The organism is Alkalispirochaeta americana (genome assembly GCF_900156105.1).
GTDB lineage: Bacteria > Spirochaetota > Spirochaetia > DSM-27196 > Alkalispirochaetaceae > Alkalispirochaeta > Alkalispirochaeta americana.
In genome coordinates this window covers 149849-174390 of the sequence record NZ_FTMS01000001.1, presented here as the reverse complement: position 1 = coordinate 174390, position 24542 = coordinate 149849, and the positions used below count along the sequence as shown (strand labels likewise).

22 protein-coding genes and 1 tRNA gene are annotated in these 24542 nt (G+C 57.8%); 11 read left to right on the top strand and 12 right to left on the bottom strand.

From position 1 onward, the window contains the following. Window positions 1-173: 173 nt before the first annotated feature. The 5 genes from BW950_RS00745 (at window position 174) to BW950_RS00725 (ending at window position 5779) form a co-directional block, all read left to right on the top strand. The gene (locus tag BW950_RS00745; RefSeq protein ID WP_076487376.1) at window positions 174-1721 is read left to right on the top strand and encodes an ABC transporter substrate-binding protein; all 1548 of its coding nucleotides are present in this window, start codon (window positions 174-176) and stop codon (window positions 1719-1721) included. Window positions 1722-1797: 76 nt separating this feature from the next. Next, window positions 1798-2718: an ABC transporter permease gene (locus BW950_RS00740; RefSeq protein WP_076487375.1), complete on the top strand. Its 921-nt coding sequence runs from the start codon at window positions 1798-1800 to the stop codon at window positions 2716-2718. After that, window positions 2708-3607: an ABC transporter permease gene (locus BW950_RS00735; RefSeq protein ID WP_076487374.1), complete on the top strand. Its 900-nt coding sequence runs from the start codon at window positions 2708-2710 to the stop codon at window positions 3605-3607. The genes BW950_RS00740 and BW950_RS00735 overlap by 11 nt, the downstream gene beginning before the upstream one ends. Before the next feature lies 1 nt (window position 3608). After that, the gene (locus BW950_RS00730; protein WP_076487373.1) at window positions 3609-4679 is read left to right on the top strand and encodes an ABC transporter ATP-binding protein; all 1071 of its coding nucleotides are present in this window, start codon (window positions 3609-3611) and stop codon (window positions 4677-4679) included. Beyond that, window positions 4676-5779: an ABC transporter ATP-binding protein gene (locus BW950_RS00725; protein WP_076487372.1), complete on the top strand. Its 1104-nt coding sequence runs from the start codon at window positions 4676-4678 to the stop codon at window positions 5777-5779. The genes BW950_RS00730 and BW950_RS00725 overlap by 4 nt, the downstream gene beginning before the upstream one ends. A gap of 93 nt (window positions 5780-5872) precedes the next feature. Here BW950_RS00725 and BW950_RS00720 read toward each other — a convergent pair whose 3' ends face one another. The 9 genes from BW950_RS00720 to BW950_RS00680 all read right to left on the bottom strand — a co-directional run bounded on the left by BW950_RS00720 (window position 5873) and on the right by BW950_RS00680 (window position 15027). Next, complete coding sequence (locus tag BW950_RS00720; protein WP_200796771.1) at window positions 5873-7033, bottom strand: ABC transporter ATP-binding protein; 1161 nt, start codon at window positions 7031-7033, stop codon at window positions 5873-5875. 21 nt (window positions 7034-7054) lie between these two features. After that, entirely contained in the window at window positions 7055-8743 is a 1689-nt protein-coding gene (locus BW950_RS00715) for an ABC transporter permease (RefSeq protein WP_076487371.1), read from the bottom strand. A gap of 119 nt (window positions 8744-8862) precedes the next feature. Next, entirely contained in the window at window positions 8863-9876 is a 1014-nt protein-coding gene (locus BW950_RS00710; RefSeq protein WP_076487370.1) for an ABC transporter substrate-binding protein, read from the bottom strand. A 117-nt stretch (window positions 9877-9993) separates the two neighbouring features. Further along, window positions 9994-10791: a phosphonate ABC transporter, permease protein PhnE gene (gene phnE, locus BW950_RS00705; protein ID WP_076487369.1), complete on the bottom strand. Its 798-nt coding sequence runs from the start codon at window positions 10789-10791 to the stop codon at window positions 9994-9996. Next, entirely contained in the window at window positions 10788-11588 is an 801-nt protein-coding gene (phnE, locus tag BW950_RS00700; RefSeq protein ID WP_076487368.1) for a phosphonate ABC transporter, permease protein PhnE, read from the bottom strand. Before phnE (BW950_RS00700) ends, phnE (BW950_RS00705) begins: the two co-directional genes overlap by 4 nt. Continuing rightward, entirely contained in the window at window positions 11581-12351 is a 771-nt protein-coding gene (gene phnC, locus BW950_RS00695) for a phosphonate ABC transporter ATP-binding protein (protein ID WP_076487367.1), read from the bottom strand. The genes phnE (BW950_RS00700) and phnC overlap by 8 nt, the downstream gene beginning before the upstream one ends. Window positions 12352-12466: 115 nt before the next feature. Then, entirely contained in the window at window positions 12467-13375 is a 909-nt protein-coding gene (phnD, locus tag BW950_RS00690) for a phosphate/phosphite/phosphonate ABC transporter substrate-binding protein (RefSeq protein WP_076487366.1), read from the bottom strand. A gap of 151 nt (window positions 13376-13526) precedes the next feature. Further along, entirely contained in the window at window positions 13527-14246 is a 720-nt protein-coding gene (locus BW950_RS00685; RefSeq protein ID WP_076487365.1) for a response regulator transcription factor, read from the bottom strand. A gap of 4 nt (window positions 14247-14250) precedes the next feature. Beyond that, on the bottom strand, window positions 14251-15027 hold the full coding sequence (locus BW950_RS00680) for a sensor histidine kinase (RefSeq protein WP_076487364.1): 777 nt from the start codon (window positions 15025-15027) through the stop codon (window positions 14251-14253). A 147-nt stretch (window positions 15028-15174) separates the two neighbouring features. On the opposite strand from BW950_RS00680, the gene BW950_RS00675 reads away from it, so the two are divergent. Together BW950_RS00675 and BW950_RS00670 are read left to right on the top strand one after the other, a co-directional pair. Then, the gene (locus BW950_RS00675) at window positions 15175-15531 is read left to right on the top strand and encodes a Dabb family protein (protein WP_076487363.1); all 357 of its coding nucleotides are present in this window, start codon (window positions 15175-15177) and stop codon (window positions 15529-15531) included. Window positions 15532-15698: 167 nt separating this feature from the next. Continuing rightward, a tRNA-Ala gene (locus BW950_RS00670) sits at window positions 15699-15772 on the top strand. Window positions 15773-15822: 50 nt separating this feature from the next. On the opposite strand, the gene BW950_RS00665 is transcribed toward BW950_RS00670, so the two are convergent. Beyond that, on the bottom strand, window positions 15823-17457 hold the full coding sequence (locus tag BW950_RS00665; protein ID WP_076487362.1) for an ABC-F family ATP-binding cassette domain-containing protein: 1635 nt from the start codon (window positions 17455-17457) through the stop codon (window positions 15823-15825). A 105-nt stretch (window positions 17458-17562) separates the two neighbouring features. After that, the gene (locus BW950_RS00660; RefSeq protein ID WP_076487361.1) at window positions 17563-19314 is read right to left on the bottom strand and encodes an AMP-dependent synthetase/ligase; all 1752 of its coding nucleotides are present in this window, start codon (window positions 19312-19314) and stop codon (window positions 17563-17565) included. Between the two features lie 265 nt (window positions 19315-19579). On the opposite strand from BW950_RS00660, the gene BW950_RS00655 reads away from it, so the two are divergent. After that, entirely contained in the window at window positions 19580-20068 is a 489-nt protein-coding gene (locus BW950_RS00655; protein ID WP_200796770.1) for an FKBP-type peptidyl-prolyl cis-trans isomerase, read from the top strand. Window positions 20069-20110: 42 nt separating this feature from the next. Here the strand turns inward: BW950_RS00655 and BW950_RS00650 are convergent, their stop codons facing one another. Continuing rightward, entirely contained in the window at window positions 20111-21424 is a 1314-nt protein-coding gene (locus BW950_RS00650) for a glycosyltransferase (RefSeq protein ID WP_076487359.1), read from the bottom strand. 88 nt (window positions 21425-21512) lie between these two features. On the opposite strand from BW950_RS00650, the gene BW950_RS00645 reads away from it, so the two are divergent. From BW950_RS00645 to BW950_RS00635, 3 genes are all read left to right on the top strand, one after another. Further along, the gene (locus tag BW950_RS00645; protein WP_076487358.1) at window positions 21513-21914 is read left to right on the top strand and encodes a DUF2721 domain-containing protein; all 402 of its coding nucleotides are present in this window, start codon (window positions 21513-21515) and stop codon (window positions 21912-21914) included. Beyond that, window positions 21902-23257, top strand: coding sequence for an MFS transporter (locus tag BW950_RS00640; RefSeq protein WP_076487357.1), 1356 nt, complete (start codon window positions 21902-21904; stop codon window positions 23255-23257). The genes BW950_RS00645 and BW950_RS00640 overlap by 13 nt, the downstream gene beginning before the upstream one ends. Before the next feature lie 168 nt (window positions 23258-23425). Beyond that, entirely contained in the window at window positions 23426-24412 is a 987-nt protein-coding gene (locus tag BW950_RS00635) for a carbohydrate kinase family protein (RefSeq protein WP_076487356.1), read from the top strand. Window positions 24413-24542 lie beyond the last annotated feature (130 nt).

Sequence of the window (24542 nt, the reverse complement as noted above, 5' to 3'; positions counted from 1 at the left end):
ACATTCCGACTCATAATGTACCTGAAACAGGGGGGACTAAACACGCCCGGCCCAATCTGGTATGCTTTGAACTCAATGCATTATAGGGCATAATTCCAGCAAGGAGAAGATGAATCTTTGCCTTTGTCCCTATCTTGATTTCACAAACCTGTGTTCACAAAAGGAGTGATTGCATGAAAAAGAAAACACGATTGGCCTCCACAGCGATTATGGCAACCCTTGCGGCTGCCCTGATCATCGCAGGCTGCCAGGCCCAACAGGAGGAGGATGATCAACTCGTCACCCTCAGAGTGGCGGTTCCCAACTTTCCCAACTCCCTGGATGCATCGATCGCCGCCGAGCGAAACGCCCAGAATGTTTCATGGCAAATGTTCGACAGCCTGGTCTGGGCCAACGATGAGAACATCATCGAGCCAGCCCTGGCCGAATCCTGGGAGGTCTCTGACGATGGCACGGAGTACACCTTTCACCTGAGGGAGGGCGTATCCTTCCACAACGGCGAACCCTTCAACGCCCAGGCCGTGGTCTACTCCTGGGAAAGAGGGCAACGGCCCGTCATGGAGTGGAGTGACCGCTGGGCCCGGGCAAAAGAGGTAGAGGCTCTTGATGAATACACCCTGCGCATAACCACCGAGGAGCCGGACCCTCTCTTTCTGAGCGTCATGGCACAACACTGGAATATTGTACCCCCGGTCTACACCGAGGAGGTGGGTGACGATGCCTTCGGCGAGGCTCCCGTTGGAACCGGGCCATTCCAGTTTGTGGAATGGGTTCGGGAGGACAGGATCATCCTGGAACGGAACCCCGACTACTGGCGCATGGGCCTGCCCAAGGCAGACCGCGTAATCTACCGCCCCATTCCCGAGGCCTCAACCCGCATGGCGGCGATCCAGACCGGAGAGATTGACATTGTGAACCGCCTGACCTACGAGCAGGCCGAAGCGCTGGAGTCCGTCTCGGGCGTGAACGTCGTAACGTACCCGATCGACCGGGTCTTCTACATCGCCTTCAACAACCTCACCTCAGGCGTGGGCGAACCCACCGAGGATGCCCGGGTGCGGCGCGCCATGAATTACGCCGTGGACCGTCAGGCGATCATCGACAGCCTCTTTGGCGGACGAGCCCGGCTCTCCACAGGGCTCATGACCGAATCGAACCTGGGTTACGACCACTCAATAGAACCCTACCCCTACGATCCCGACAAGGCCCGGCAGCTTCTGGCAGAGGCGGGCTACCCCGAGGGGTTCAGCATCGGCTTTGCCGCTCCCAGCGGAGCCTACACCAACTTTGAACAGGTGGCCGAGGCGGTCCAGGGATACCTGGCCGATGTGGGAATCCGGGCTGACCTGGACATCATGGAATCGGGACGTTTCTGGGACCTGGAAGGGGACAAGCAGCTCCCCCCCCTCTTCGGTGACAGCTGGTCCGAACGGTCCGGAGAGTCTCTTCCCCGCCTGAAGGGCGCCCTCGACGGCTGGGACGCCAGTTTCTCGGCCTGGAGCGATCCCGAGATCGATCGCTACCTGGCGCAGATCTCCGTGACGATCGATCAGAACGAGCGGGCGAAACTATACCAGGAACTCCACAACTATATGTACCAGGATCCTCCCTTCATCTATCTCTACGTGCCGGAGACCTTTGAGGCAACCCGGGACAACGTGGTCGATTACCGGCCCCGGGCAGCGGAGGATTACTTCTTGATGTTCACCACGCTCCGCTAGGGTCATAGTATAATACGATCCGGAAAGGCCGGCCTCACCAGGGGTCGGCCTTCTTATCCCCATTTCAGGAGAACCTATGCAACGGTATCTTTTTTCCAGATTGATCCAGTCGATTCTTCTTATGATTGGCGTATTAATTCTGGTCTTTTTCATTGTCCGCCTCACAGGTGATCCGGCACGGCTCATGATGCCCCGGGACGCATCGCCCCAAGAGGTGGAGGTCTTTCGCGAAGCCATGGGGTTTAACGAACCCCTGCACCGCCAATTCAGTTCCTATATGCGCGGCGCCATGGTAGGTGACTTCGGGCGATCCCTCCATTATCGATCCCAGGCGATGCCCCTGGTTATTGCCCGCCTTCCGGCGACCCTCGAGCTTGCTCTGGCAGCTCTCGCCTTTGCCTTGCTCATCGCGATCCCCCTGGGAATCATCGGAGGGTCCCGTCCGGGAAGCATCTGGGATACCCTCTGCCGGGCAATCGGCCTGGTGGGCCAAACGGTGCCCAATTTCTGGCTTGCCCTGATGCTCATCGTCTATTTCTCGGTGCAACTTCAGTGGTTTCCTACCTTCGGCAGATCGGGCTTTCGCTCACTGGTATTGCCCGCCATAGCCCTGGGATTCTTCCCCCTGGGGAAGTTCACCCGCCTGGTAAGATCGGCGGTCCTGGAAGTTCGAAGTGAAGACTATATCCGAACAGCCTACAGCAAGGGGTTGCTGGAACGAAACATTCTCTTCCGCCACATTTTCCGGAACGTGGCGATCACCCTGGTAAGTATCGTGGGCGTTCAGTTCGGCTATATGCTGGGCGGCTCCATTTATATCGAATCGATCTTTGCCTGGCCGGGAATCGGCCGGATGATAAACGAAGCGGTCCAGGCGAGGGATTTCCCCCTGGTCCAGGCTATCGCCGTCTTCAGCGCCGGCTTTGTCGTGCTTCTGAACCTTCTCACCGATGTAGCCTACGCGCTGATCGACCCAAGGATTCGCTATGAAGATTAATACTCTTGACGATGCCGGCCTGCGATCACCGGCCGCACGTTTTTTCAGACTGATCTGCCGGGACAAGGCGGGGCTGGCGGGGGTCATCCTTTTCGCACTGATCCTCACCACGGCCGCTCTGGCGCCACGGATCGTTCCCCACGATCCGCTCCAGCAAAATCTCCGGGCAAGCCGTTTGCCACCGGCCTGGCAGGAGGGGGGGACCTGGGAATACCCCCTGGGAACGGACAACCTGGGCAGGGACATGCTCAGCCGCATTCTGGTGGGCACCCGGGTGTCCCTGACGGTGGGATTCCTGGGGGTCCTCATCGCCGCCACCATCGGAATGGTCCTGGGAATGATCGCCGGGTACACGGGAGGGCTCACAGACAATATCATCATGGGCATAACCAACCTCTTTCTGGCGATTCCCTATCTCCTGCTGGTGGTAGTGGTGGCCTCTGTTCTGGGGCGAAGTCTTTTGAATGTGATTCTTATTTTCGGCTTTACCAACGCGCCCCTCTTTGTCCGGATCACACGGGGAGAGGTATTGCGAATACGCAAGTCCGGCTACGTGGAGTCGGCGATCAGCCTGGGGGCCACGCGCAGCCGCATTCTGGTAGATCACATCCTGCCGAACCTGGTGGGCCCCCTTCTCACGGTGGCCACCTTCGAGATGTCGGGAATGATCTTCTACGAGGCGGGTCTGGGATTTCTGGGCCTCAGCGTGCCCCCCAGCATTCCCAGCTGGGGCAACATGCTCGCCGCAGGGCGCCAGTACATCCAGTTTTCCCCCTGGATAGCGGCCTTCCCGGGGCTGGCCATCGTTGTAACATCTCTCAGCATGAACCTCCTGGGAGACTGGCTGAGGGACATTCTGGACCCCAAAATGCGACGGAGCGCCTCCTGATATGAAACCAATCTTGCAAGTCCAGGACCTTCAGGTCCATTTTGACACGGTAGACGGGACGGTTCACGCCGTGAACGGCGTCTCGTTCAATCTTTTTCCCGGCGAAACCCTTGGAATCGTCGGCGAGAGCGGCAGCGGGAAAAGTGTATCCATGATGTCCCTCTTGCGGCTCATCCCGGAACCCCCGGGGAAAATTGTTTCCGGCACTGCCCGGTTCCGCACGGACAAGACCGACATGGATCTGCTCAAGTTGAACCGGAAGGAGATGGCCGCGATCCGGGGAGACCGGATCGGCTTTGTCTTTCAGGACCCTTTGAGTTCCCTGAATCCCCTCATGACGATCGGCAGGCAGATCGAGGAAACCCTGGAGCAGCATACCGATCTGCGGGGCGAGGCGGCACGGAAACGGGTGATCTCGCTCCTGGAACAGGTAGGGATTCCCGATCCCGAAGCCCGATACCGCAACTACCCCCACCAGTTCTCGGGCGGCATGCGCCAGCGGGTCATGATCGCCATCGCGATCGCCTGTGATCCCGACATCATTATCGCCGATGAACCCACTACAGCCCTGGATGTAACGGTCCAGGCCCAAATTGTGGATCTCATGAACCGCCTGGGCAAGGAGCGGGGTATCGCCGTGATCTGGATCTCCCACGACCTGGGTGTTGTGGCGGGCATCGCTGACCGGGTTATGGTGATGTACGGAGGAACCGTGGTGGAGCAGGGGCCCGCCGATCCCGTCTACTCTCATCCCCGGCACCCCTACACGGTGGGGCTTCTGGGAGCGCTTCCGAAACTTCACGAGAACACCCCCGAACTGGTGGACATTACGGGCACCCCGCCCGATCTCTATGCCCCGCCCCAACAGTGCCCCTTTGCCCCGCGTTGCCCCTGGGCCTTCCAGCGCTGCACATCCTGGAGACCCCGCCTCTTTCCCGTGGGGTCCGTTTCTGCGGGCCAGAACCAGGAGATATCTCACGAGAGCGCCTGCTGGTATGATCTGGAAACCCGGGAACCTCGAAAACTCCCCCCCGGGAACAAGAACCACGTCCCCTCGAAAGGAAGGTCATGAGACACAACGATACAGCAAAGGATACAGCCGCAGACGCCTTTGTCCGCGTAGAAAATCTCAAACAGCATTTTCCCATCACCAGGGGGATCATTTTCAGCCGTCCCGTGGGTGCCGTCCGCGCCGTGGACGATATCTCCTTCGAGATCCCCCGAGGCGAGACCCTGGGACTGGTGGGCGAGAGCGGGTGCGGAAAATCCACCACCGGAAGAAGCATGCTGCGCCTCTATGAACCCACAGCGGGAAGTGTAACGATCGACGGGATATCCATTACCGAACTATCGCGGCAGGACCTGCGCAACACCCGCCCCAAGATGCAAATGATCTTCCAGGACTCCTACTCGTCGCTGAACCCGCGCCACTCCGTGGCAAAGATCATCGCGGAACCCCTGGTGATCCAGAACAGGGAGACACCAGAGACAATCCGCAAGCGGGTAGCGGACCTGCTGGATATGGTCGGGCTTGATCCCGACCACGGGAAACGCTTTCCCCACGAATTCTCGGGAGGTCAGCGGCAACGCGTGGGTATTGCCCGGGCTCTTGCGCTGAACCCGGAGTTTGTGGTCTGCGATGAACCCATATCGGCCCTGGACGTGGCGATCCAGGCCCAGGTGGTAAACCTTCTGGCTCGCCTGCAACGAGAGCTGGGGCTGACCTACCTCTTTATTGCCCACGACCTGAGTATGGTGCGTCACATATCTCACCGTATCGCGGTGATGTATCTGGGAAAAATCATGGAACTGGCTCGCTACGATGAGCTTTTTCAGAACCCCCTCCATCCCTACACCCAGTCCCTGATGTCGGCAGTACCGATCCCGGATCCGGAGATCGAGAAATCCCGAACCCGCCTGTTGCTGAAAGGAGATGTGCCAAGCCCTGCATCCCCTCCTCCGGGATGTGTCTTCTCCACACGCTGTCCCTTTGCAACAGAGCGATGCTCCCGGGAGGTCCCTCAACCGCGACAGCTCGGCCCCGAACACACCGTGGCCTGCCATAATGTGGACGACCCCGTAACGGGTCCCCGGATCAGGGAAACCGGCGAAGCCATCGTGAGCAGCCTCCGCCAGGCCTCGTCGGGCGGCCCCGACCGCAGCTTCCCCTGAAATCTGGAGAGAAGAGCCCCGGGAGGCGCACAAAAAAAGCCCCTGCACGAGAAATCGGGCAGGGGCTTTTCCGGGTTGATCCCGGCGCAGTGATCAGGCGCGATACGCCCGGAGAGACTCCACCTCAAACTCAAGGGCCACTTCTTCGCCGGAACGATACACATGGGTCTTGCCCGGTCTGTTGGGTTGCAGGGCGGTGATAATCCCGTCACCAAAGATGATCTTGTACTCCGTGATGGGCCCAACAAAGGCCGAGACATCGATCTTCCCCGAAAGCTCTGCTCCCGTTCCCGCAGATCCGGTCACCCTGATCGCCTCGGGTTTTACCGAAAGAAGAATCGCCTCACCGGACCGAATATCACCAGGACAGCGAGAACCAGGAAGCGTAAACCGGGCCGGCCCCACCGAGAGGGTGACCTGATCGTTCTGAACATCCACCACCTCGCCGTCAAGAAAGTTGGCGTTCCCGATAAAATCCGAGACAAAGGGGCTGTTGGGTTCATTGTAGATCGCCTCGGGCGGTCCCTGCTGGACGATCTCGCCCTTGTTCATGATCACGATCTGATCGGAGAGACTCAAGGCCTCGGACTGATCATGCGTCACGTAGAGCGCGGTAATACCCAGGAGCTGCTGAACACGCTTGATCTCGGTGCGGGTCTGGATCCGCAATTTTGCATCCAGATTCGAGAGCGGCTCATCGAAGAGAATGATATCGGGCTTCAACACCAGGGCCCGGGCAAGAGCAACCCGTTGCTGCTGTCCTCCCGACAACTCCCCGGGATAGCGTTTTTCCAGACCCACGAGATTTACCATCTGGCTGGCCACAGCCACATCGTGGCGCATTTCCTCGCGGCTCACTCCGCGCAATTTGAGACCGTAGGCGATGTTGTCAAAGATCGTCAGGTGCGGAAAAAGCGCATAGCTCTGAAAAACCATGGGCATATTTCGCTGGAACGGAGGAACCTGGGTGATATCCTTTCCGTCGAGCTGGATGGTTCCCCCGTTGGGACTCTCGAACCCGGCGATCATCCGCAAGGTCGTGGTTTTTCCGCACCCCGAAGGGCCCAGAAGCGTCACAAACTCTCCCTTGCTCACGCTCAGGGAAACGGAGTTGACAGCTCGGACAATTCCTCCGGAACCATCGACAAAATCCTTTACAATATCCTTCAGGACGAGATAATCGGGCTTTTTTGAGTCCCCGGGGTCTGCTGCAAACTCCGCAGCGGCAGACCGATCGATCATCTGTTGTTCCATTATATTTCTCCCTCCCGGACCCTACTGGCCCGACGAAAAGACCTGATCCCGTTTGAGACCGGTAAGCTTCATCATGATTCCGATAACGGCCATGATAATAAGAATAAGAATAAACGACATGACCGAGGCAACACCAAGACGCATGATCTCTGTCTGCGCCAGGATGAGGACCGTCACATGGTTCCAACGGGCCGATACGAGGAAGATGATCGCACTGATGGCGGTCATGCTCCGCACAAAGCAGAAGGTTGCCCCCGCAAAAAAGGCCGGCTTTATAAGCGGCAGAGTAACATTCTGGAATGTTCTGGCGCTGCTGGCGCCCAGGTTCGTGGAAGATTCTTCTATCTCGGGTGATATCTGCTTCAGCGCTGCAATACCACTTTCCACGGCAATAGGCACATGGCGGAAAACATAGGCTGTCACCAGGATGAAAGCCGTACCGGACCAGCGGAAGGGAGCCACGTTAAAGGCCAGAACATAGCCGATACCGATGGCGGTACCGGGAATGGCATAGCTCAGCATCGCCAGAAGGCTCATGGCGTTTCGGCCGGGGAAGCGCTTGCGCATCACCAGAAAGGAGATAGCTGTTCCCATAAGCGCCGTAATCGGCGTAGCAATCAGGGCCAGGAAGATCGTGTTTCTCAGGGTGGAGAGCCCCACATCCCAGCTGTAGTTGAAATGCCTCAGGGTGAAGCTCCAATCCACGCCCCAGAGTCGGACAAAACTTCCAACAATGATTGTTCCGTAGAAAAGCACCACGATGACGGTAATGCCCAGGCAAAAAACTGTCAGCAGCGCCCGCAAGCCGGGACTGGAATTGGGTTTTCCCCGTTTTGAGGACTTGCCCGTAATGGTAGCGTAGGAACCCCGGCCCATAATGTACTTCTGAAGAAAGTAAACCATCACCGTGGGGATCAGCAGCAGCACCGCCAGGGCAGCACCTCGAGGCAGGTTACCCATTCCGGTAAACTCCAGGTAGGCCTGAACCGAGAGAACATCAAAACTCCCCCCGATCATGATGGGGTTCCCAAAATCGGTCATGGAGCTGACAAACACAACAAGCCAGGCCGCAAGGATACCCGGTTTTGCCAGGGGAAGGGTGATGGTGCGGAACACGGTGAACCGTGACGCCCCCAGATTCATGGCGCAGGTTTCCACATCGGGGTCAATTCCCTGAAGAATCCCGCTTAAGGTGAGATAGGCGATGGGAAAGAGGTTGATCGTCTGGACCAGGACCAGCCCCGGCAGGCCGTAGATTCCGCTTGTATCAAGCCCCAGAAGACGGGCTGTGATGAGCCCGTTGCGTCCAAAGAGCAAGATAACCGAGAGAGCGAACATGAAAGGCGGCGATATGATCGGGAGAATCGCCATGGTCTGGAAAAATCCCCGAAAGCGAATCCCCCCCCGATAGATGGCGAAGGCAAAGACAAATCCCACAATCGTCGCCAGGGTGGCAACGACAGTACCCAGAAGAATACTGTTAGTTATGGACCGCACGTAACGCACGCGGGAAAAAAGATCCTGATATACGGCAGTGGAGAAGGCTCCGTCCTGGGTAAGACTCAGGCGAAAGACCGCGTAGATCGGATAAATAATAAAGAGCGCAAGCATTGCGAATATCGCCAAAATCGTTATTACGACCACAGGCTCGCGAAGAACTTGCGCAAAATCAGCACGCCGGCGAGCCCGGGCTATTGCTTGTGACGACATCGGTTCTCCTTTTTACAGGTTGGTTTTACAGGCCGGATATACAGGCCGTCCATTGTACGGCACGGCAGATGTGTCCGGGAGCGAACCGCCCCCGGACAGGGTATGAATCGAAATCGGGTCTATTCGGTCCGCGAAGAGGCACCGATTGTATCGTTCCACTTGTCCACCAGGCGAGCCCGCTCCTGAGCAGCCCACTCGTCGTCCTGGTCGATCACGTTTACCTCCCGAATGGGAACTGCACCCGGTGCAAGAGGAACGTCCACAAAGGGAACCACAAACTGTTCAGCGTAGAGCTTGGCAGCGGTCTCTCCCAGGGCCCAATCAAAGAGCTTCCGGGCGGCTTCCTGCTGATCCTCGGGACCATTCGCGATCAGGGAAACGGCGGCAACCTCAAAGCCCGTACCGTCGGGCACGGTCATGGTCATGGGATATCCCTCGGCAATAAGCCGCACGATATCGTGGGCGTATCCGATAGCAACTCCCACCTCACCAATGGCCACGTTGCGTCCCGGGGCAGAGCCCGAACGGGTGTACTGGGTTATGTTGCGGTCCAGACGGTCCATGTACTCGAATCCGCCCTCTTCACCGTGGACCTGCACCATCGTGGCAAGAACGTTGTAGGAGGTTCCCGAGGAGCCGGGGTTTGCCATCTGGACCTGGTTACGCAGTTTGGGGTTCAGAAGGGCCTCCCAGGAATCAGGGGGATCAATTCCGAGACGGGCCATGACGTTATTGTTGCTCGCGAAGGCCAGGGGCCCTGCGTAGATTCCCGACCAGTACCCATCGGCATCGCGGAACTGATCGGGCATGGTCGCGGCGGGAGAGTTATAGGGTGTTGTGAGCCCCTTGTTCTTCGCTTCGATATGTCCAAGACCAACTCCTCCGTACCAGATGCTGGCCTGGGGATTTGCCCGCTCGGCCTCGATCCGGGCCACAGCTTCCCCCGTGGAGAGCCGCACCCAGTCAACCTGGATACCTGTCTCCTGGGTGAAGGCGGCAAAGACGTTCCGCGCCAGCTCTTCGTCCAGGGTTGTATATGCGGTAATCCGCTGGCCTGCCTCCTGGCGGCCTCCTGCAAACAACACCGTGGCGCTCATCAAAGCGACCACACCAAGCATCAGTGCTCTTTTCATGAAAATCCTCCTTCAAATAATTCCGCTTCATTCGTTCACGGATGCACTATTGTAGCCACCCCTCCGGAAAATCAACAAGGAACAATCAGGTTACAATGACCTTCTGGTCCTGAGTCATTACCGGACGAAGTTTCTTATTTGGTTATTGACAAATTCAACAGCCCAAACCATGAGAAATATTACCAGTGTAATTGTAAGGGTTTCGTTAAATGCCAGCATCCGGGTAGAACGCACCAGTTCGAGACCGATTCCTCCCGCTCCAACAACACCCAGGACGGCGGAGTAGCGGATGTTGATATCCAATCGGAACAGAGACCACGCCACCAGGGCAGGTGTTACCGAAGGGATAACAGACTTGAAAACGATCTGTACCGGCGTGGCCCCCGTGGCGGCCACCGCCTCAATCTGTCCCTGGTCTATCTCCTCGATGGATTCAGCGAAGACCTTGCCAAGCATCCCGATGCTGTTCACCGCCAAAGCGAGTATGCCCGGGAGCGGACCCAACCCCACAGCAACGATGAAGAGAAGCGCCCAAATGAGCGCTGGCACCGCTCGCGCAAAAGCGGAGAACCCCTTGAGCAGGACCTCCACCGCAGGATGGGGCGTTATGTTGTGAGCCGCCAGAACTCCGATGAGAAGCGAGAGAATGATTCCGATAAAGGTTCCAAGAATGGCAACAAAGAGGGTCTCGATCGCCGGATCCATAATGCGCCCGAGAATGGAGAAATCCGGTGGAAACATCTGTCCCAGCATAATTCCAAGACGGTCCACACCGGCTACAATGCGCGCAAAGTTCAGATTCATCCCGGCGATACTCAGCAGAAAGAGTACCGTCAAGGCAAGAAAACACCAGAGAGGCGTCAAACGGCGAACGATCGACCGTCCATAGAGATCGGGGCTACTCGTCTCGATCATAGCAGTTTCCCCCTGACAAAAGCTGTTACATATTCGATAACCAGAATGAGTCCCAGTATCCACAGAATAGCCACGGCTGCCTCGTTATAGCGAAAGAGCCGCACCGATGTGGAGAGGGCAAAGCCGAGCCCTCCTGCACCGACAAGACCGACCACCGCCGCTGACCGGATATTCAGATCAAAGCGATAGAGCGACCAGGAAACGAAGGAGGGTAAAAACTGGGGAACAACCCCTTTCATGAGCACCTGAAAGCGAGAGGCCCCCGTAGCCACAACGGCCTCCACCTGACCGGGGTCGATATCCTCGATACTGTCAGCGTAGGATTTAATAAGCATCCCCGCTCCCGAGAGCCCCAGCGCAAGCGCACCCGCAAAGGGCCCTATTCCCACGATGGCCACCAGCAAAAGGGCCCATACCAGAGGAGGAATGGTTCGCATAAACACCGCGAAGGCTCTGGCAATTTGCATCACCACCGGATTGGGGCTCACGTTCCGTGCCGCCAGAAACCCCAGGGGAGCAGCAAAGATCACCGCAAAGAACGTTCCGGCATAACTCATGGCAACGGTCTCTACCGTGGGTTTCCAGAAACGACGCCACACGGAAAAGCGCGGCGGAAGAAGGTCCTCCACCAGGAAGGTTATGATATTTGGCATTCCCCGGTAGAGATCCCGCACCTGGAACCCGGTGCCCAGGGCAGAGGCTATGATCGCCACCACGAAACCGGCAACGATCCCCCCCGATATCCATCGCCGCCGGACGAGCCTGCGCCGTGTATACTCAAGCACTCCCTCAGTCATCGATCTTGTCTCCCTTTTCGCCATAGAGATTCTTGATGACCTCGTCGGTAACGTCCTCGGGAGATCCCAAAAATGCAATCTCGCCATCTTTGAGACCGACAATCCGGTCGGCGTATTTTTTTGCGTAATCCACCTGATGGAGGTTTACAATACAGGCGATTCCCTCTTCCCGGGAGACCTGGTGAAGATAACTCATCACCGTATCCGATGCTTTGGGATCAAGACTCGCGATGGGTTCATCGGCCAGAATGAGTCGTGCCTGCTGCGCGATAGCCCGGGCAATTCCCACCCGCTGCTGCTGGCCTCCCGATAACTGGTCGGCCCGCTTGAAGCGCTGTTCTCCCAGACCGACCCGTTCAAGCAAGTCCACGGCCCGAAGACGATCCTCCCGACTATAGATACCAAGGGCTCCGGTTATGCTGGACATATACCCCAGACGACCCAGAAGAACGTTCTCCAGCGTTGTCAGGCGTTTTACCAGGTTGTATCCCTGGAAGATCATACCCAGATGTTTGCGTGCATCCCGCAGGGCCCGACCTTTTACAGCGGATATGTCTTTTCCTTCAAAAACAATCTTGCCCGAGGTTGGTTTGAAAAGATGATTCGTACAGCGCAAAAACGTCGATTTTCCCGCCCCGCTTGAGCCAATCATCACCAGAAACTCGCCGGGCATCACATCGATACTGACACCTTTCAGGGCGCGGGTGCCATCGGGAAAGGTTTTTTTCAGGTCTGAAACCGACAGAATGGGGGTTGAGGACATTTGAGTATATTCTCCATATAATAATTATAATGTAACAAGCGTGTTGTGAAAGACAGAAACGGACCGCCGGGGTTTTCCCGCCGGTCCGCACAAGGGAATGTTCAGGGTCGTCCCGTTAGAGGCCGAGACGCTGTTGCGTATCCCGAACCACGTCGTAGGCGGCATCGGTGACCGGCACAAACCCGTCATGATAGTTGTGGGCTTCCAGGAAGTCCCGATCATCAAAGGTTGTGTAGGCGTCAAAAAGTGCCTGCTTCAGACTGTCGGGGAGGTTGCTTCGGTACGCCTCGGGAGAGCGGGGAATGGGGTCTGTCTCGGCAACAACCACAATATTTTCCATCCCCGGGAACTCGGCAGCCCGCATTCGCTGAATCTGACTGTCCGATACAGCGGCAGCGTCCACATCACCGTTAATAACAAACCGGACGGAGGCATCGTGGCCACCGCTGAAAATGACGTTCTCGAAGAGCGCGTCCATCTTCTCGTCGGTGGTATCCAGAGCTCCCAGCATCATCGCACGGGGAAAGAGGTAGCCCGAGCCGGAAGCGGGGTCAACCCAGGCAAAGTTTCGACCCAGCACATCCTCGATGGTATCAATACCACTGTCGTCCCGCGCGATGATATAACTCTTGTACGTGGGGGCACTGGCGTCGCGGACACCCTGCACAAAGGCTTCAGCACCGGCCCGCTCGGCAGCCATCACGTAGGCAGAGGGGCCAAACTTGGACACCTCGATATGCTCGAACCGCATTGCTTCCACCATGGCGGTGAAATCATTTCCGAAGAAGAGCTCGGTTTTTACTCCCAGAACTCCCTCAACATGCTCCAGAAAAGGCTGGTAGCGCTCCATCATAACGGCCTGGTCCTCTTCGGGAAGAACCCCGATCCGAACCACTTCAGGCCAATCGCTACGGTCGTAACGGCCGTCGTCAACAAAACTTTTCTCTTCACTTCGTCCTCCGGCAACAGCAACGGCAGTCAGCAAAACCGATGCAGCCAGGGCCATCCATAAAACTCGTCTCATTCATTTCCTCCTACAGAATATGGTCTCATTCTCAGGGGGAATAATCCTTCCCGCAAGGAACAATATGGTTACAATCTGGTTTATTTCTGGTTACACCCAGAGAGGACTCCCTCGCAAAAGCGGAAAACCCCTTGCCCGGGGCCTTCTACAATTACTCCTCCGCCAGAAAATACCCCATGCCCCGACGATTCAGAATGTACACAGGCCGCGAAGGATCGGGCTCGATCTTCTGCCGAAGACGCCGGATGTTCACCTTCACCATCTCGGCGCCGCCCTCCCAGTCGGTGCTGTTCCATATCCGTTCCAGGATCGTCTCCACCGCCACGGGATGACCCGGCGCCAGAGCCAGCAATGAGAGCAAGCGGAACTCCGTGGGCGTGAGTTGCAGCGCCGCCTCTCCCCGAAACACTTCGCCCCGCAAGGGATCGATCCGGAGTTCCCCGAGAACCAGGGGCTGCTGAAGAAAAGATCCTTTCACCCCGCCCCCGGGGCCCACCTCGGGATCACCCTGATTCCGGGTTCGCACCAGCAGCTTGTCCACCCGCAAGAGCAGCTCCCGGTGGTTAAAGGGCTTGGTCACGTAATCGTCGGCACCCTCTTCAAGGCCTTCCACAACCTGATCATCTTTATCGTGGGAACTCAAGACCAGCACAGGAAGGCCCTTGTCGTGGAGGACTCGACACACCTCAAGCCCGCCAATCCCGGGCAGGCCAATATCAAGGATCACCAGATCGGGAATCCACTCCCGAACGATCTCCAGGGCCGTATCGCCCCGGTCTGCAGACTTCACCCGATAGCCCTGGTCTTCCAGAATGAAGACAAGAAGGTTCACAATCGCCGGTTCGTCATCAACTACCAGAATCCGGGACACGTTGTCATCCTTTCTTTTCGGGCTCCAGAGGAAGGGTAAAGGAGACCATCGTTCCCAACCCGGCCGCCGTGGTGACATAAACCTTTCCCCCGTGGCGCTCGATCACGTTCCTCACGATCGCAAGCCCCAGACCGGAGCCCTGGAGGGAGGAATCCGCCTGGGGTTCCTCCTGATAAAACTCCTCGAAGATCTTCTCCCGGCCCGCCCGGAGCAGGCCATGGCCGTTATCGCTCACGGTAACGGAGACGCAATGGTCGTGCTGATTTACGGAAATCATGACGACCCCTCCCTCGCCGGCGTGCTTTGCCGCATTGTGAATAAGATTGGTCAGAACGTGGTATATCCAGGTTTCATTGCCCCGGGGACGGGAGAGGAGCGAGGGAAAGGTGATGCGCAGGGACTGGTTTCGCTCCTCCAGAACGGGCTGCATGGAGGTCTTTACCCGCTGGATGATACGCCGCAGGTTCAGGTGCTGCGCATCCAGGGGAATCCAGTCACGGCCAACCTTGATGTCGGCCAGAATTGTCTCGGAAAACTGCACCATCCGGCAGGTGTTCTCGTGCATCGATTCGAGGAAATGCCGTTGCCGGGGAGAAAGTGGGCCAGGGCGCTCCTCAAGAAGCACGGCCGTGGTGGTCTGCATCACCGTGAGGGGTGTTCTGAGCTCGTGAGCCAGAGTAGAGAGGATACGGTTTTTTTCCTCCAGAGTGCGCCGCAGCTCGTCGAGCTCCTGATCTCTCCGGCGCGCCGGGAAAAACCGGGCTATCCAGGACAAGGCCATGGAGCAAGGATAACCAATTAATCAGGTTTAGGGCACCATGGGAAGGCGAGTCTCAAAGGATCGGAGGGGAAATAATCGGAAGACCTGCCCCCTCCCCGGCCTCGTTCCGGATATGGTAGGATGCAAAAAATCTCCGGGAGGTTCACTATGGTCAAACACCTTGTATTCTGGAAGCTGAAACCCCGGGCGGCGGGTCGCCGGGCTGCAGAAAACGCCAGGGAGATACAAAAACGGATCGAGGCTCTCCAGGGACGCATTCCCGGCCTGCTCCGGATCGAGGCAGGGGTCGATACAAGTCGCACCGGAGCATCGGCCGATCTTGCCCTCTACTCGGAATTTTCCGACCAGGCGGCCCTTGAGGCCTACCAGATTCATCCTGAACACCAGGCCGTTGTGGCCTTCATCGGCGAGCTGGTGGAGTCCCGCCAGGTTGTGGATTACCTGGTCCCGGAACCTTCTGCCGGGAAGTTCGCCGGTGATGCCCGTGACACCGGTGATAACTGAACCACCCTGGCCCCGAGCTCCGGCAGCCCGAAGATTCTTCTTGACAAAAGCCCGGGGGGCCGGTAGTTTTTCACATGGCCACCCTTGGTGGAAGGCCCCCTGTCATGGCGCGGTCGGCCTCTTCCGGCACAGTGGCTCACGGGGTGGTTTCACAGGATGAACAAACCGGGGAATTAGCTCAGTTGGCTAGAGCGGTTGGTTCGCAATCAACAGGTCACCGGTTCGAATCCGGTATTCTCCAGAAAGAGCCGCCCTGGGGCGGCTCTTTTCTGTATCGTCTCTTCTGCGGTCTCAGATCTCCAGGGTATGGTGACCGTGATAGAGCGAATCCCGCAACTCCCGGACATCGTCGCTCTTCAGGTACTCGTCAAGAGGCATGGTCTTGTCGATGATTCCTCCCGGAGTGAGTTCCACAATCCTGTTGGCCACGGTGTTCACAAACTCGTGGTCGTGACTGGAAAAGAGGACGTTACCGGAGAAATCGATAAGACCATCATTCAGGGCAGTGATCGATTCCAGGTCCAGGTGGTTGGTGGGCTCATCCAGGATCAGCGCGTTGGGACGGGAAAGCATGAGCATCGAGAGCATGCATCGAACACGCTCCCCCCCCGAGAGAACCTTCACACTCTTGAGCGACTCATCCCCCGAGAAGAGCATCCGGCCCAGAAAGCCCCGAACGTAGGCCTCTTCCTCAATTTTGGTGTACTGGCGAAGCCACTCGATGACAGAAAGATCGGCCTCGAAGTGGGAGGCGTTGTCCTTGGGGAAATATCCCGTGGTCATGGTGGTTCCCCACTCGTACTCACCCGCCTCTGCCTCCGCAACTCCCGCAAGAACCGAGAAGAGCGCCGTCTTTGCCTGGTGATACGGCCCCACAAAGGCGATCTTGTCCCCCGGGTGGACCGTGAGAGTCAGATCTTTCAACACATCTTCCCCCTCGACAGAGAGGGAGAGCCCCCGTATCTCCAGGGCTTTTTTGCCGGGATCACGTTCGGGATCGAAGTTGACGTAGGGACGCTTCCGGCTTGAGGGCTGGATATCATCTATTGAGAGCTTGTCGATCAGCTTTTGCCGGCTCGTGGCCTGACGGGAACGGGCGGCGTTTGAGGAAAAGCGCTGGATGAACTCGCGCAGTTCTGCAACCTTATCCTCGCGGCGTTTTTTCTCGTCCCGCATCTGCTTCTGCACGAGCTGACTGGAATGGTACCAGAAATCGTAGTTTCCCACGTAGAGCTGGACCTTCCCGAAATCGATATCGGCGATGTGGGTACAGACGGTGTTCAAAAAGTGCCGGTCGTGACTTACAACGATCACGGTGTTGGGGAAGGCATAGAGAAAGTCCTCGAGCCACGACACCGATTCCAGGTCCAGGTTGTTTGTGGGCTCGTCGAGGAGGAGAATATCGGGCTCACCAAAGAGAGCCTGGGCCAGAAGCACCCGCACTTTCTGACCTCCCTCGAGATCGGCCATGAGCTTGTGGTGGTACTTTTCTTCTATCCCCAGACCGGAGAGCATGCGGGCCGCTTCGGATTCGGCCTCCCAGCCCCCCATCTCGGCAAACTCGCCTTCCAGTTCCGCCGCCCGAAGTCCATCCTCTTCGGTAAAATCTTCCTTCTGATAGATCGCATCCTTTTCTACCATCACATCGTAGAGCTTCCGGTAGCCCATAATGACCGTGTGGAGCACCGGGTGCTGATCGAACTGGAACTGGTCCTGCTGGAGCACAGCCAGGCGTTCTCCGGGCGTGATCGCTATGGTTCCGCTGTCGGGGGTGATCTCGCCCGACAAAATCTTGAGAAAGGTCGATTTTCCGGCTCCGTTTGCACCAATAATGCCGTAACAGTTTCCGGGAGTGAACTTGATGTTCACATCTTTAAAAAGAGCTCTCTGGCCAAACGAGAGGGTTATGTTTGATGCACTAATCATATATCTATCCTTGTGAGTTGGGTTGCGGTGTGAGGATACAACAGAGGTTATCCACCGGGGCGCAGAAGCACCCCGGCGGGAACAGTATAAACGGGAGGGGGCTCTCTAATCTACCGTATCACGCTTGATTTTTTTCGTGGAGGTGGTTGCCATCTCCTGCTCCACCAGCTGCGTCCGGGATATGCGCTGATAGGGCTGAAGACGCTTGTTCACCTCATCGATGATTGCCTTGATGCGGGCCTCCACCGCTTCCGGTGACGCCGCCTGTTCAGGGCCTGCCCCACCGGGAGCACCGGCAGCGAAGAAATCCTTGTTGGGGTATACCAGGGCTTCGATCAGCTCTGCCCCCGGGGTCCGCTCGGACTGGTACCCCCGCACCAGAATCTGGGCGATCTCGTCGTAGAGCTGGAAGGAGTTTTCGATCTCCTCAGGATAAACGTTCTTCCCTCCCTCACTGACGATGAGGTTCTTGGCCCGCCCCGTGAGATAGAGATACTGCTCATTGTCCAGGTATCCCATATCCCCGGTCTGGAAGTAGCCGTCGTCGGTGAAGACCCGGGCTGTCTCCTGGGGCATCTCGTAATAGCCCTGCATCACCATGGGTCCCTTTACCACGATCTCGCCCACGCCGCGTTCATCGGCATTGATGATGCGGATATCCGTCTCGGGAAGGACTTTCCCTACGCTGGTCTCCTTGTAGCGTTCCACGGGGTTCAGCGTGAGGATGGGCGATGTCTCGGTGAGACCGTAGCCCTGGATGAAATCGATCCCCAACTGGTTGTAGGCGCGGAACACCCTGGGAGCCAGAGGCCCCCCTCCGGAGATACAGATACGGATTGTGGAGAGCGAGGCCTTCTCCAGGACGGTGCTGAAGAGCTTTTTCCCGAGGTTAATCCCGGTGAGTTTCTTGACGACACCGCTTTTCCACATGAGGATGCGGATAACTCCGTACACCACAGGACCTTTTTCGCGAACACCCCTCATTATTCCCGCCAGGAGTTTGTTGAAGAGCAGGGGAACACCCAGGAACATCGTCACCTCGGCAGCCCGCAGATCGTGTAAAACCTGGGAGATAACCACACGCTTTCCAAAAACCGTCTCGGCCCCCACGGAGAGGCTCTCGATAAAGACCGCCAACATGCAATAACTGTGGTGCAGGGGCAAGAGCGCGTAGAACACATCGGTATGATAGAGCGTCAGGTTCGCCTGAGCCAGAAAGCAGTCGGCCACCAGGTTCTCGTGAGAGAGGACGACCCCCTTGGGCCGCCCCGTTGTGCCCGAGGTAAAGAGGATGGCCGCCGTGGTATCGGCAGAGACCGAAGGAAGTGCCTCCTGCTGACTCTGAAGGTCATCCTGAAGGCTGTACAGATAGGGCTCTTTCGATCGGGCCAGGCTGAGGACCGCCTTCAGGGGAACCGTTCCGGCCTGAAAGAAATCGAACCGTTCCTCGTCGACAAAGAGGACCTCGGCCCCACCTGCCTTGATCAGGTTTGCAATCTCCTGGTCGTGGAGCTGGTAATCGATGGGAACTACCACAGCTCCCGCATAGAGCACCGCCAGATAGGCCACGGCCCACTCGGGGCTGTTCTTGCCTGTTACGGCGACGCGGTCGCCCTCACGAACTCCCAGGGAACGCAGATGCCGCGCCACGGCGGTGATTCGGTCGTGAGCTTCCCGGTATGTGAGCGATACCCGGTCGGGTTCGTACACGGTAAAACAGGGACGGTCCGGGAAGCGGCGAAGGGAAACCTCAAACAACTGAGGAAGGGTTGGCCATGTGCCGGAAAAAAGTTCGCCTCGATACTCATCCAGGAAATCCCAGGGAAGGGATCGTCCTTTTGTTGCTGTGTGTGCCATTGGTACCAGTCTACACCTTACCAGGGCCTGTTGGAAAGGATGCTTTTTCGTCTTGCTGCATCTTGCTGCATCCGGGAAGGTGCTGTTGACACCCTGGCCGGGCGGTCCCTACAATGGAGGAAACGGGCAGAAGAGAGGTGTCTCGCCCGCATCAGATTGGGGAAGCTCCAAGCCGGACACGTAGCCCCGGCTTTTTGTTTTTCTGCGGGGCACTTACATCTGCGGAACACTCAGAACGGACACAAGCCGCAAGGAGGCTTCCATCATGACCATTGCAAACGATTCGGTAGTAACAATTCAGTACACGCTCCGCAACGGCGAGGGCTCAGTCCTCGACTCTTCCGACGAGACAGGAGGGCTGGCGTACCTCCACGGCCACCAGAACATCATTCCCGGGCTGGAATCGGCTCTGGAGGGAAAAGCCGTGGGAGACAAAGTAAACACCACCATAGCCCCGGGCGATGCCTACGGCGAGCGCCAGGAAGAGCTGGTCTTCACCGTTCCCCGCGACAACCTTCCTTCGGAAGAAGCACTCACCCCGGGGATGCAGTTTCGGGCTCAAGCTGCCGAAGGACAGGATCTGGTGGTAACTCTCATTGATGTGGGTGAAGAGCAGGTAACCCTCGACGGAAACCACCCCCTGGCGGGTGAAACCCTGATTTTTGACGTGGAGATCGCCGATATCCGGGCCGCAACCCAGGATGAACTGGACCACGGCCACGTCCACCAGGGCCCCGGCAGCGTAGACCACTAGACCCCAGGCGGGGCTCCCCGCCGGGCAGTCCGGCAGGGCCGGTCACAAATCGGGAAACTGGGGCGGCGTTTCCGAGGGGTGATCCGGGCCGGGCTTCCGGCGGCCCGTCCGGAAACTCCCCCCCACAGCGGCCGCGTATATCTCCTCCAGCAGGTCCGCGCTCCGGTTCACGTCGTGACCCTGGGCGATCTCGATACTCCGCCGGGAGAACCGGGCGTAGCGCTCGGCATCGGAGGTAACCTGAATCGCCTTCACAGCGATCTCCTCGTCGTCGAAGGGTCGTGCCAGGTAGCCGTTTTCCCCGGAGTGGATCAGCTCCGGCAAGGCGTAAGAATCGACGCCCACGGCGGGAAGCCCGCTGGCAAGAGCCTCCAGGACAACCAGGCCCTGGGTCTCCATGGTGGAGGCCGTCAGGAAGCAATCATACCGGGGGTACAGTTGCGCCAGCTCGCTTCGGGGGACAAAGCCCTTGAATGACACAGAAGAGGCTATTCCCAGCCGCTCCGCCTCGGTCCGCAATGTTGGAAGCGCCGGGCCGTCGCCCACGATGTCCAGCGTGGCCCGGGGCTGGTCCTGGAGAATTCTGGAAAATGCCCAGAGCAGAATGTCCACGTTTTTTTCAAAAGAGATTCTCCCTGCGTGGAGATAGCGGATTTCCCCTCCCTCGAGCTGGCGGGGCTCCCCGTGGAAGGTTTCGAGGTCGAGACCGTTGGAGACGATCTTCAGGGGCCGACGGACCCCGGCGGCGCGCAGTTCTGAGGCGATCAGCTCCGTGGGAGAAATAACCACCTCGCAGCGGTTATAGAGTTCGTTGGTAAGACGCAGGATGATTTTATTTGCCAGAGAACGCCGGTTGGAGTGCTCTGCCCGGGTGAGCTCGGTTCTGAGGTCCAGCGAGAGGGTATCCTTGACCTTCTCCACCAGTTTGTCCAGCTTGAACAACCGATAGGGTGAGAGATACATCCCCACCTCGTTCACCATGGTGTGATAGGTGCCCACCACGGGCACGGAATAGAGCCGGGCGGCGGCGATGCCGTATTGACCAAGGAGCCCCGGAGTCTGGATATGAACCAGGTCCGGTTTATCTGCCATGGCTTCGCGGATCCTCCGGAGCGAGAGCCGTGCCAGCTTGACCTCGGGATAGGAAGGAAGGGCCCTGTTGGGAAAGCGAATAATCCTGATACCCTCGCCTTCACCCTCACTCTGGTCGGGCTGATTGTGGTCACCACCGTACTGGGGTGCGCAGATAATAAACTCATGACCTCTCGCCACCAGGAGCCGGCAAAATTGATCGGTCGATATTCCGACGCCATCGATTTTGGGCAAGTACGTGTCCGTAAAAATCACAATTTTCATACATTTCACCCCCCGTGACAGTATAAACACTCTTTTTCAGAGGGGAAAGGAGATGCCTCCAGGCCCCGCGATATAGTACATTCTTTCCATGGATTTTACACTCACTACTCCGGCGTTACTCTTTCCCGGTATATCCCTCTTGTTGCTCGCCTACACCAACCGATTCATCACCCTGGCGGGTCTCGTGCGCCAGTTGCACCAGCAGTACCAGCAAGACCCCAAAACCCACGTGGCAGGCCAGATCACAAATCTCCGACTGCGTCTGAAGATCATTGTCTGGATGCAGGCCATGGGGGTAACCTCCTTTTTCCTCTGTGTGGTTACCATGCTGCTTCTCTTCATGGGGCGCATCCTGGCAGGAGAGTTTCTCTTTATTGCTGCCCTGGCGGCAATGCTGGCTTCTCTGGCTCTCTCACTCTGGGAGGTAAACATATCTATCGGGGCGCTCCAGCTCCAGCTTGCCGACATGGACGAACCATGCGACGACTGACCTGGAGGGTCAAACTCGGTTTCGGCGCAGGAGATCTCGGCGGAAACCTCTTCTTCACCATGAGCGGGTTCTATCTGCTCTTTTATTTGACCGATGTGGCAGGGATGGCGGCTGCGACAGCCGGCACAGCCCTGATGATAGGAAAGATCTGGGATGCCCTGAGCGATCCCGTCACGGGCTATCTCTCTGACCGGACTCCCGGACGGTTCGGACGCCGCCGTCCCTGGATATTCGCCGGATCCTGGCTGATTTGGGCAAGTCTGATCATGATGTTCCTGCCGGCCCCAGGACGGCCCTTTCTGTGGGTTGTCCTGGCCTACTGCCTGGTGAACACAGGCTATACCTTCATAAACATTCCCTACGGAGCGCTTACACCGGACCTGACCGATGACTTTCACGAGAGAACCCTTCTCAACGGCTACCGCATGTCCTTTGCCGTGGTGGGGACCTTCATCGGGGCTGTGGCCATTCTTCCCCTGGTACACCTCTTTGGAGGCGGGGCGCCGGGATGGGTTGCCATGAGTGTTGTTATCGGCGGAGTGATCGCCGCCTCCAGCCTGGTGGTGGTGGTGGCAGTCCGGGAGGAACCGCTCCGGAAAAACGTGCCACAGAAAAACCTTCTTCGCTCGCACCTGGAGGTTCTTCGTCTCAAGCCCTTTCTGTTGGCCCTGATTCCCTGGTCGTTGCATATCGCGGGGATAAATATTCTCCAGGGGGCGCTTCTCTATTATTTCCGTTTCATATACCAGGACGAGGGGGCCTTTCAGATCGCCATGCCGATCCTTCTTGGTTCAACCATGGTTTGGATTCCCCTCTGGGTCCGGATTTCGGGGCATATCGGCAAACGCAGCAGCTATAATCTGGGAATGGGAATCTTCGCCGCAGCGGTGCTGATCTTTTATGTGCTGGGACACAAAACAGGTCCCGGCCTGGCCTACCTTATCATGGCCGTGGCCGGGGCGGGCTTTGCAACGCAGTACGTGATGCCCTTTGCGATCCTCCCCGATGTGGTGGACTACGATTATGCCGAGAACGGCATCCGCCGGGAGGGAGTCTTCTACGGGCAGTGGACGTTCATGGCCAAGATCGGCCAGGCCCTGGGAATCGCCCTGAACGGATGGGTACTCACGCTTTTTGGATATCGCGAGACCCTCGGAGGAATAGTTCCTGAACAGCCGGCTTCGGCACTCCTGGGAATCCGCCTGATCGCAGGCCCCTTGCCGGCGCTTTGTTTCATCGCAGGCATCGTGATCCTTCATTTCTATCCCATTACCCGGGCCCGCCACGAAGAAATTCAGCAGAAGATCGCCCGCAGGGAAAAAGAGGCGGGCGGGAGAGGATAGTTCCCGGGACAGGATAATCACCGGAGAAAGTCCTCTCCAAAATCGGTACGAACCATGGTAAGCTGTCACTCGGTTGCAACCGCATAACTCTGACAGGGACCTGCACGGAACCTGCCCGGGAGGAGACATGAACATGGAACAAAGGAAACCTGCCTCGGTGAGGTGCCCATGGATGTGACAATTGCGGGAATCGGGGCTCCCTATCTCGAATACCCCCGGAAAGCCTGCCAGGACCCCTCCCGGGGCATCCTGGGAGGCTCCGTGGCAGTGGCACTTCTTCACGCAGCGCAGTTGCTGAGACCCCGGGGCCTTCCCGTTTCGCTCTACGGTCTTCGGGGGAACGACCCTGCCGGAAACCGCCTGGTGGAACTCCTCTCCAGAACATCGATCCACTGGGATCACTTTATTCAGACCCCCGGGGAAACGCCTCAGATGCACTTTGCCCGGAACAACCAGCCGCCCCGGGAGGAGACCGGTCTCCAGGAAACCAGGGATATCCCTGAAGCAACCTACACCCCCGGAGTAACAGAAAAGTTTTGCCTCAACCATATCCCCGAGACCTTTTATCACCACACCATCACCTCCTTTGAGGCAACAGGCACACTGGCTCCGCTCCTGCCCGACCTCCACAAAGCGGTGGACCGTGCCCGCTCGGCGGGTGCCCTCACGATTGTCCACAGTGCATCGGACACGCTCCTGCCTCGGGAGGGCTCCCTCCTGGGGGATCTCCCCCTCACCTGCGCCGCGACGGAGTTGCTACTCCTCACGGAAGAGCAGGCTCTGATCCTTACGGGCCAGCCCGATGCACCCGCAGCGGCGGAGAATTTCCTGCACCTGGGGGTGTCGGCGGTGATCATCGTTGCCACGGGAGGAGACATCTTTTTCAGAACCGCCGGTGGGACCTTTCTGCCCCTGGAAGCAACCCTCACCACCCAGCCCGCGCCAGCCTACTGGGAACCCTTCACGGGGGCTCTCGCAGCATCCCTGGCAGAGCAGCTGGACCAGGGGGAACAAGCCTGCGACCTTCACCAGGCGGTGCGCTGGGGAATCGCCACCAGCGAATACTGCCGGACCCAGGGATCGGCCCTCTCCAGCGAACACCGCCCCAGAGACAAACGGGAACGGATCAGAGAGATTTTTCTGACCATTTCCTGAGGATTTCGAGGTTTCCGGGGAAGAATACAACCGCCCCCCGGGCTCAGGGGGGCTTTTTTCTGCATTTTTGTCGGTCACTGACCGCTTTTTTATTGACAGGCCCCCCCGTCCGCTGTAGTTTGAATTTACC

Excerpts from the sequence above, each read along its gene's own strand:
- BW950_RS00740 (WP_076487375.1), top strand. The coding sequence starts at position 1,798 with ATGCAACGGTATCTTTTTTCCAGATTGATCCAGTCGATTCTTCTTATG.
- BW950_RS00715 (WP_076487371.1), bottom strand. The coding sequence starts at position 8,743 with ATGTCGTCACAAGCAATAGCCCGGGCTCGCCGGCGTGCTGATTTTGCG.
- BW950_RS00665 (WP_076487362.1), bottom strand. The coding sequence starts at position 17,457 with ATGATTAGTGCATCAAACATAACCCTCTCGTTTGGCCAGAGAGCTCTT.
- BW950_RS00745 (WP_076487376.1), top strand. The coding sequence starts at position 174 with ATGAAAAAGAAAACACGATTGGCCTCCACAGCGATTATGGCAACCCTT.
- BW950_RS00735 (WP_076487374.1), top strand. The coding sequence starts at position 2,708 with ATGAAGATTAATACTCTTGACGATGCCGGCCTGCGATCACCGGCCGCA.
- phnD (WP_076487366.1), bottom strand. The coding sequence starts at position 13,375 with ATGAGACGAGTTTTATGGATGGCCCTGGCTGCATCGGTTTTGCTGACT.
- phnC (WP_076487367.1), bottom strand. The coding sequence starts at position 12,351 with ATGTCCTCAACCCCCATTCTGTCGGTTTCAGACCTGAAAAAAACCTTT.
- BW950_RS00655 (WP_200796770.1), top strand. The coding sequence starts at position 19,580 with ATGACCATTGCAAACGATTCGGTAGTAACAATTCAGTACACGCTCCGC.
- BW950_RS00675 (WP_076487363.1), top strand. The coding sequence starts at position 15,175 with ATGGTCAAACACCTTGTATTCTGGAAGCTGAAACCCCGGGCGGCGGGT.
- phnE (WP_076487369.1), bottom strand. The coding sequence starts at position 10,791 with ATGATCGAGACGAGTAGCCCCGATCTCTATGGACGGTCGATCGTTCGC.
- BW950_RS00725 (WP_076487372.1), top strand. The coding sequence starts at position 4,676 with ATGAGACACAACGATACAGCAAAGGATACAGCCGCAGACGCCTTTGTC.
- BW950_RS00660 (WP_076487361.1), bottom strand. The coding sequence starts at position 19,314 with ATGGCACACACAGCAACAAAAGGACGATCCCTTCCCTGGGATTTCCTG.
- BW950_RS00680 (WP_076487364.1), bottom strand. The coding sequence starts at position 15,027 with ATGGCCTTGTCCTGGATAGCCCGGTTTTTCCCGGCGCGCCGGAGAGAT.
- BW950_RS00730 (WP_076487373.1), top strand. The coding sequence starts at position 3,609 with ATGAAACCAATCTTGCAAGTCCAGGACCTTCAGGTCCATTTTGACACG.
- BW950_RS00645 (WP_076487358.1), top strand. The coding sequence starts at position 21,513 with ATGGATTTTACACTCACTACTCCGGCGTTACTCTTTCCCGGTATATCC.
- BW950_RS00635 (WP_076487356.1), top strand. The coding sequence starts at position 23,426 with ATGGATGTGACAATTGCGGGAATCGGGGCTCCCTATCTCGAATACCCC.
- phnE (WP_076487368.1), bottom strand. The coding sequence starts at position 11,588 with ATGACTGAGGGAGTGCTTGAGTATACACGGCGCAGGCTCGTCCGGCGG.
- BW950_RS00710 (WP_076487370.1), bottom strand. The coding sequence starts at position 9,876 with ATGAAAAGAGCACTGATGCTTGGTGTGGTCGCTTTGATGAGCGCCACG.
- BW950_RS00640 (WP_076487357.1), top strand. The coding sequence starts at position 21,902 with ATGCGACGACTGACCTGGAGGGTCAAACTCGGTTTCGGCGCAGGAGAT.
- BW950_RS00650 (WP_076487359.1), bottom strand. The coding sequence starts at position 21,424 with ATGAAAATTGTGATTTTTACGGACACGTACTTGCCCAAAATCGATGGC.
- BW950_RS00720 (WP_200796771.1), bottom strand. The coding sequence starts at position 7,033 with ATGGAACAACAGATGATCGATCGGTCTGCCGCTGCGGAGTTTGCAGCA.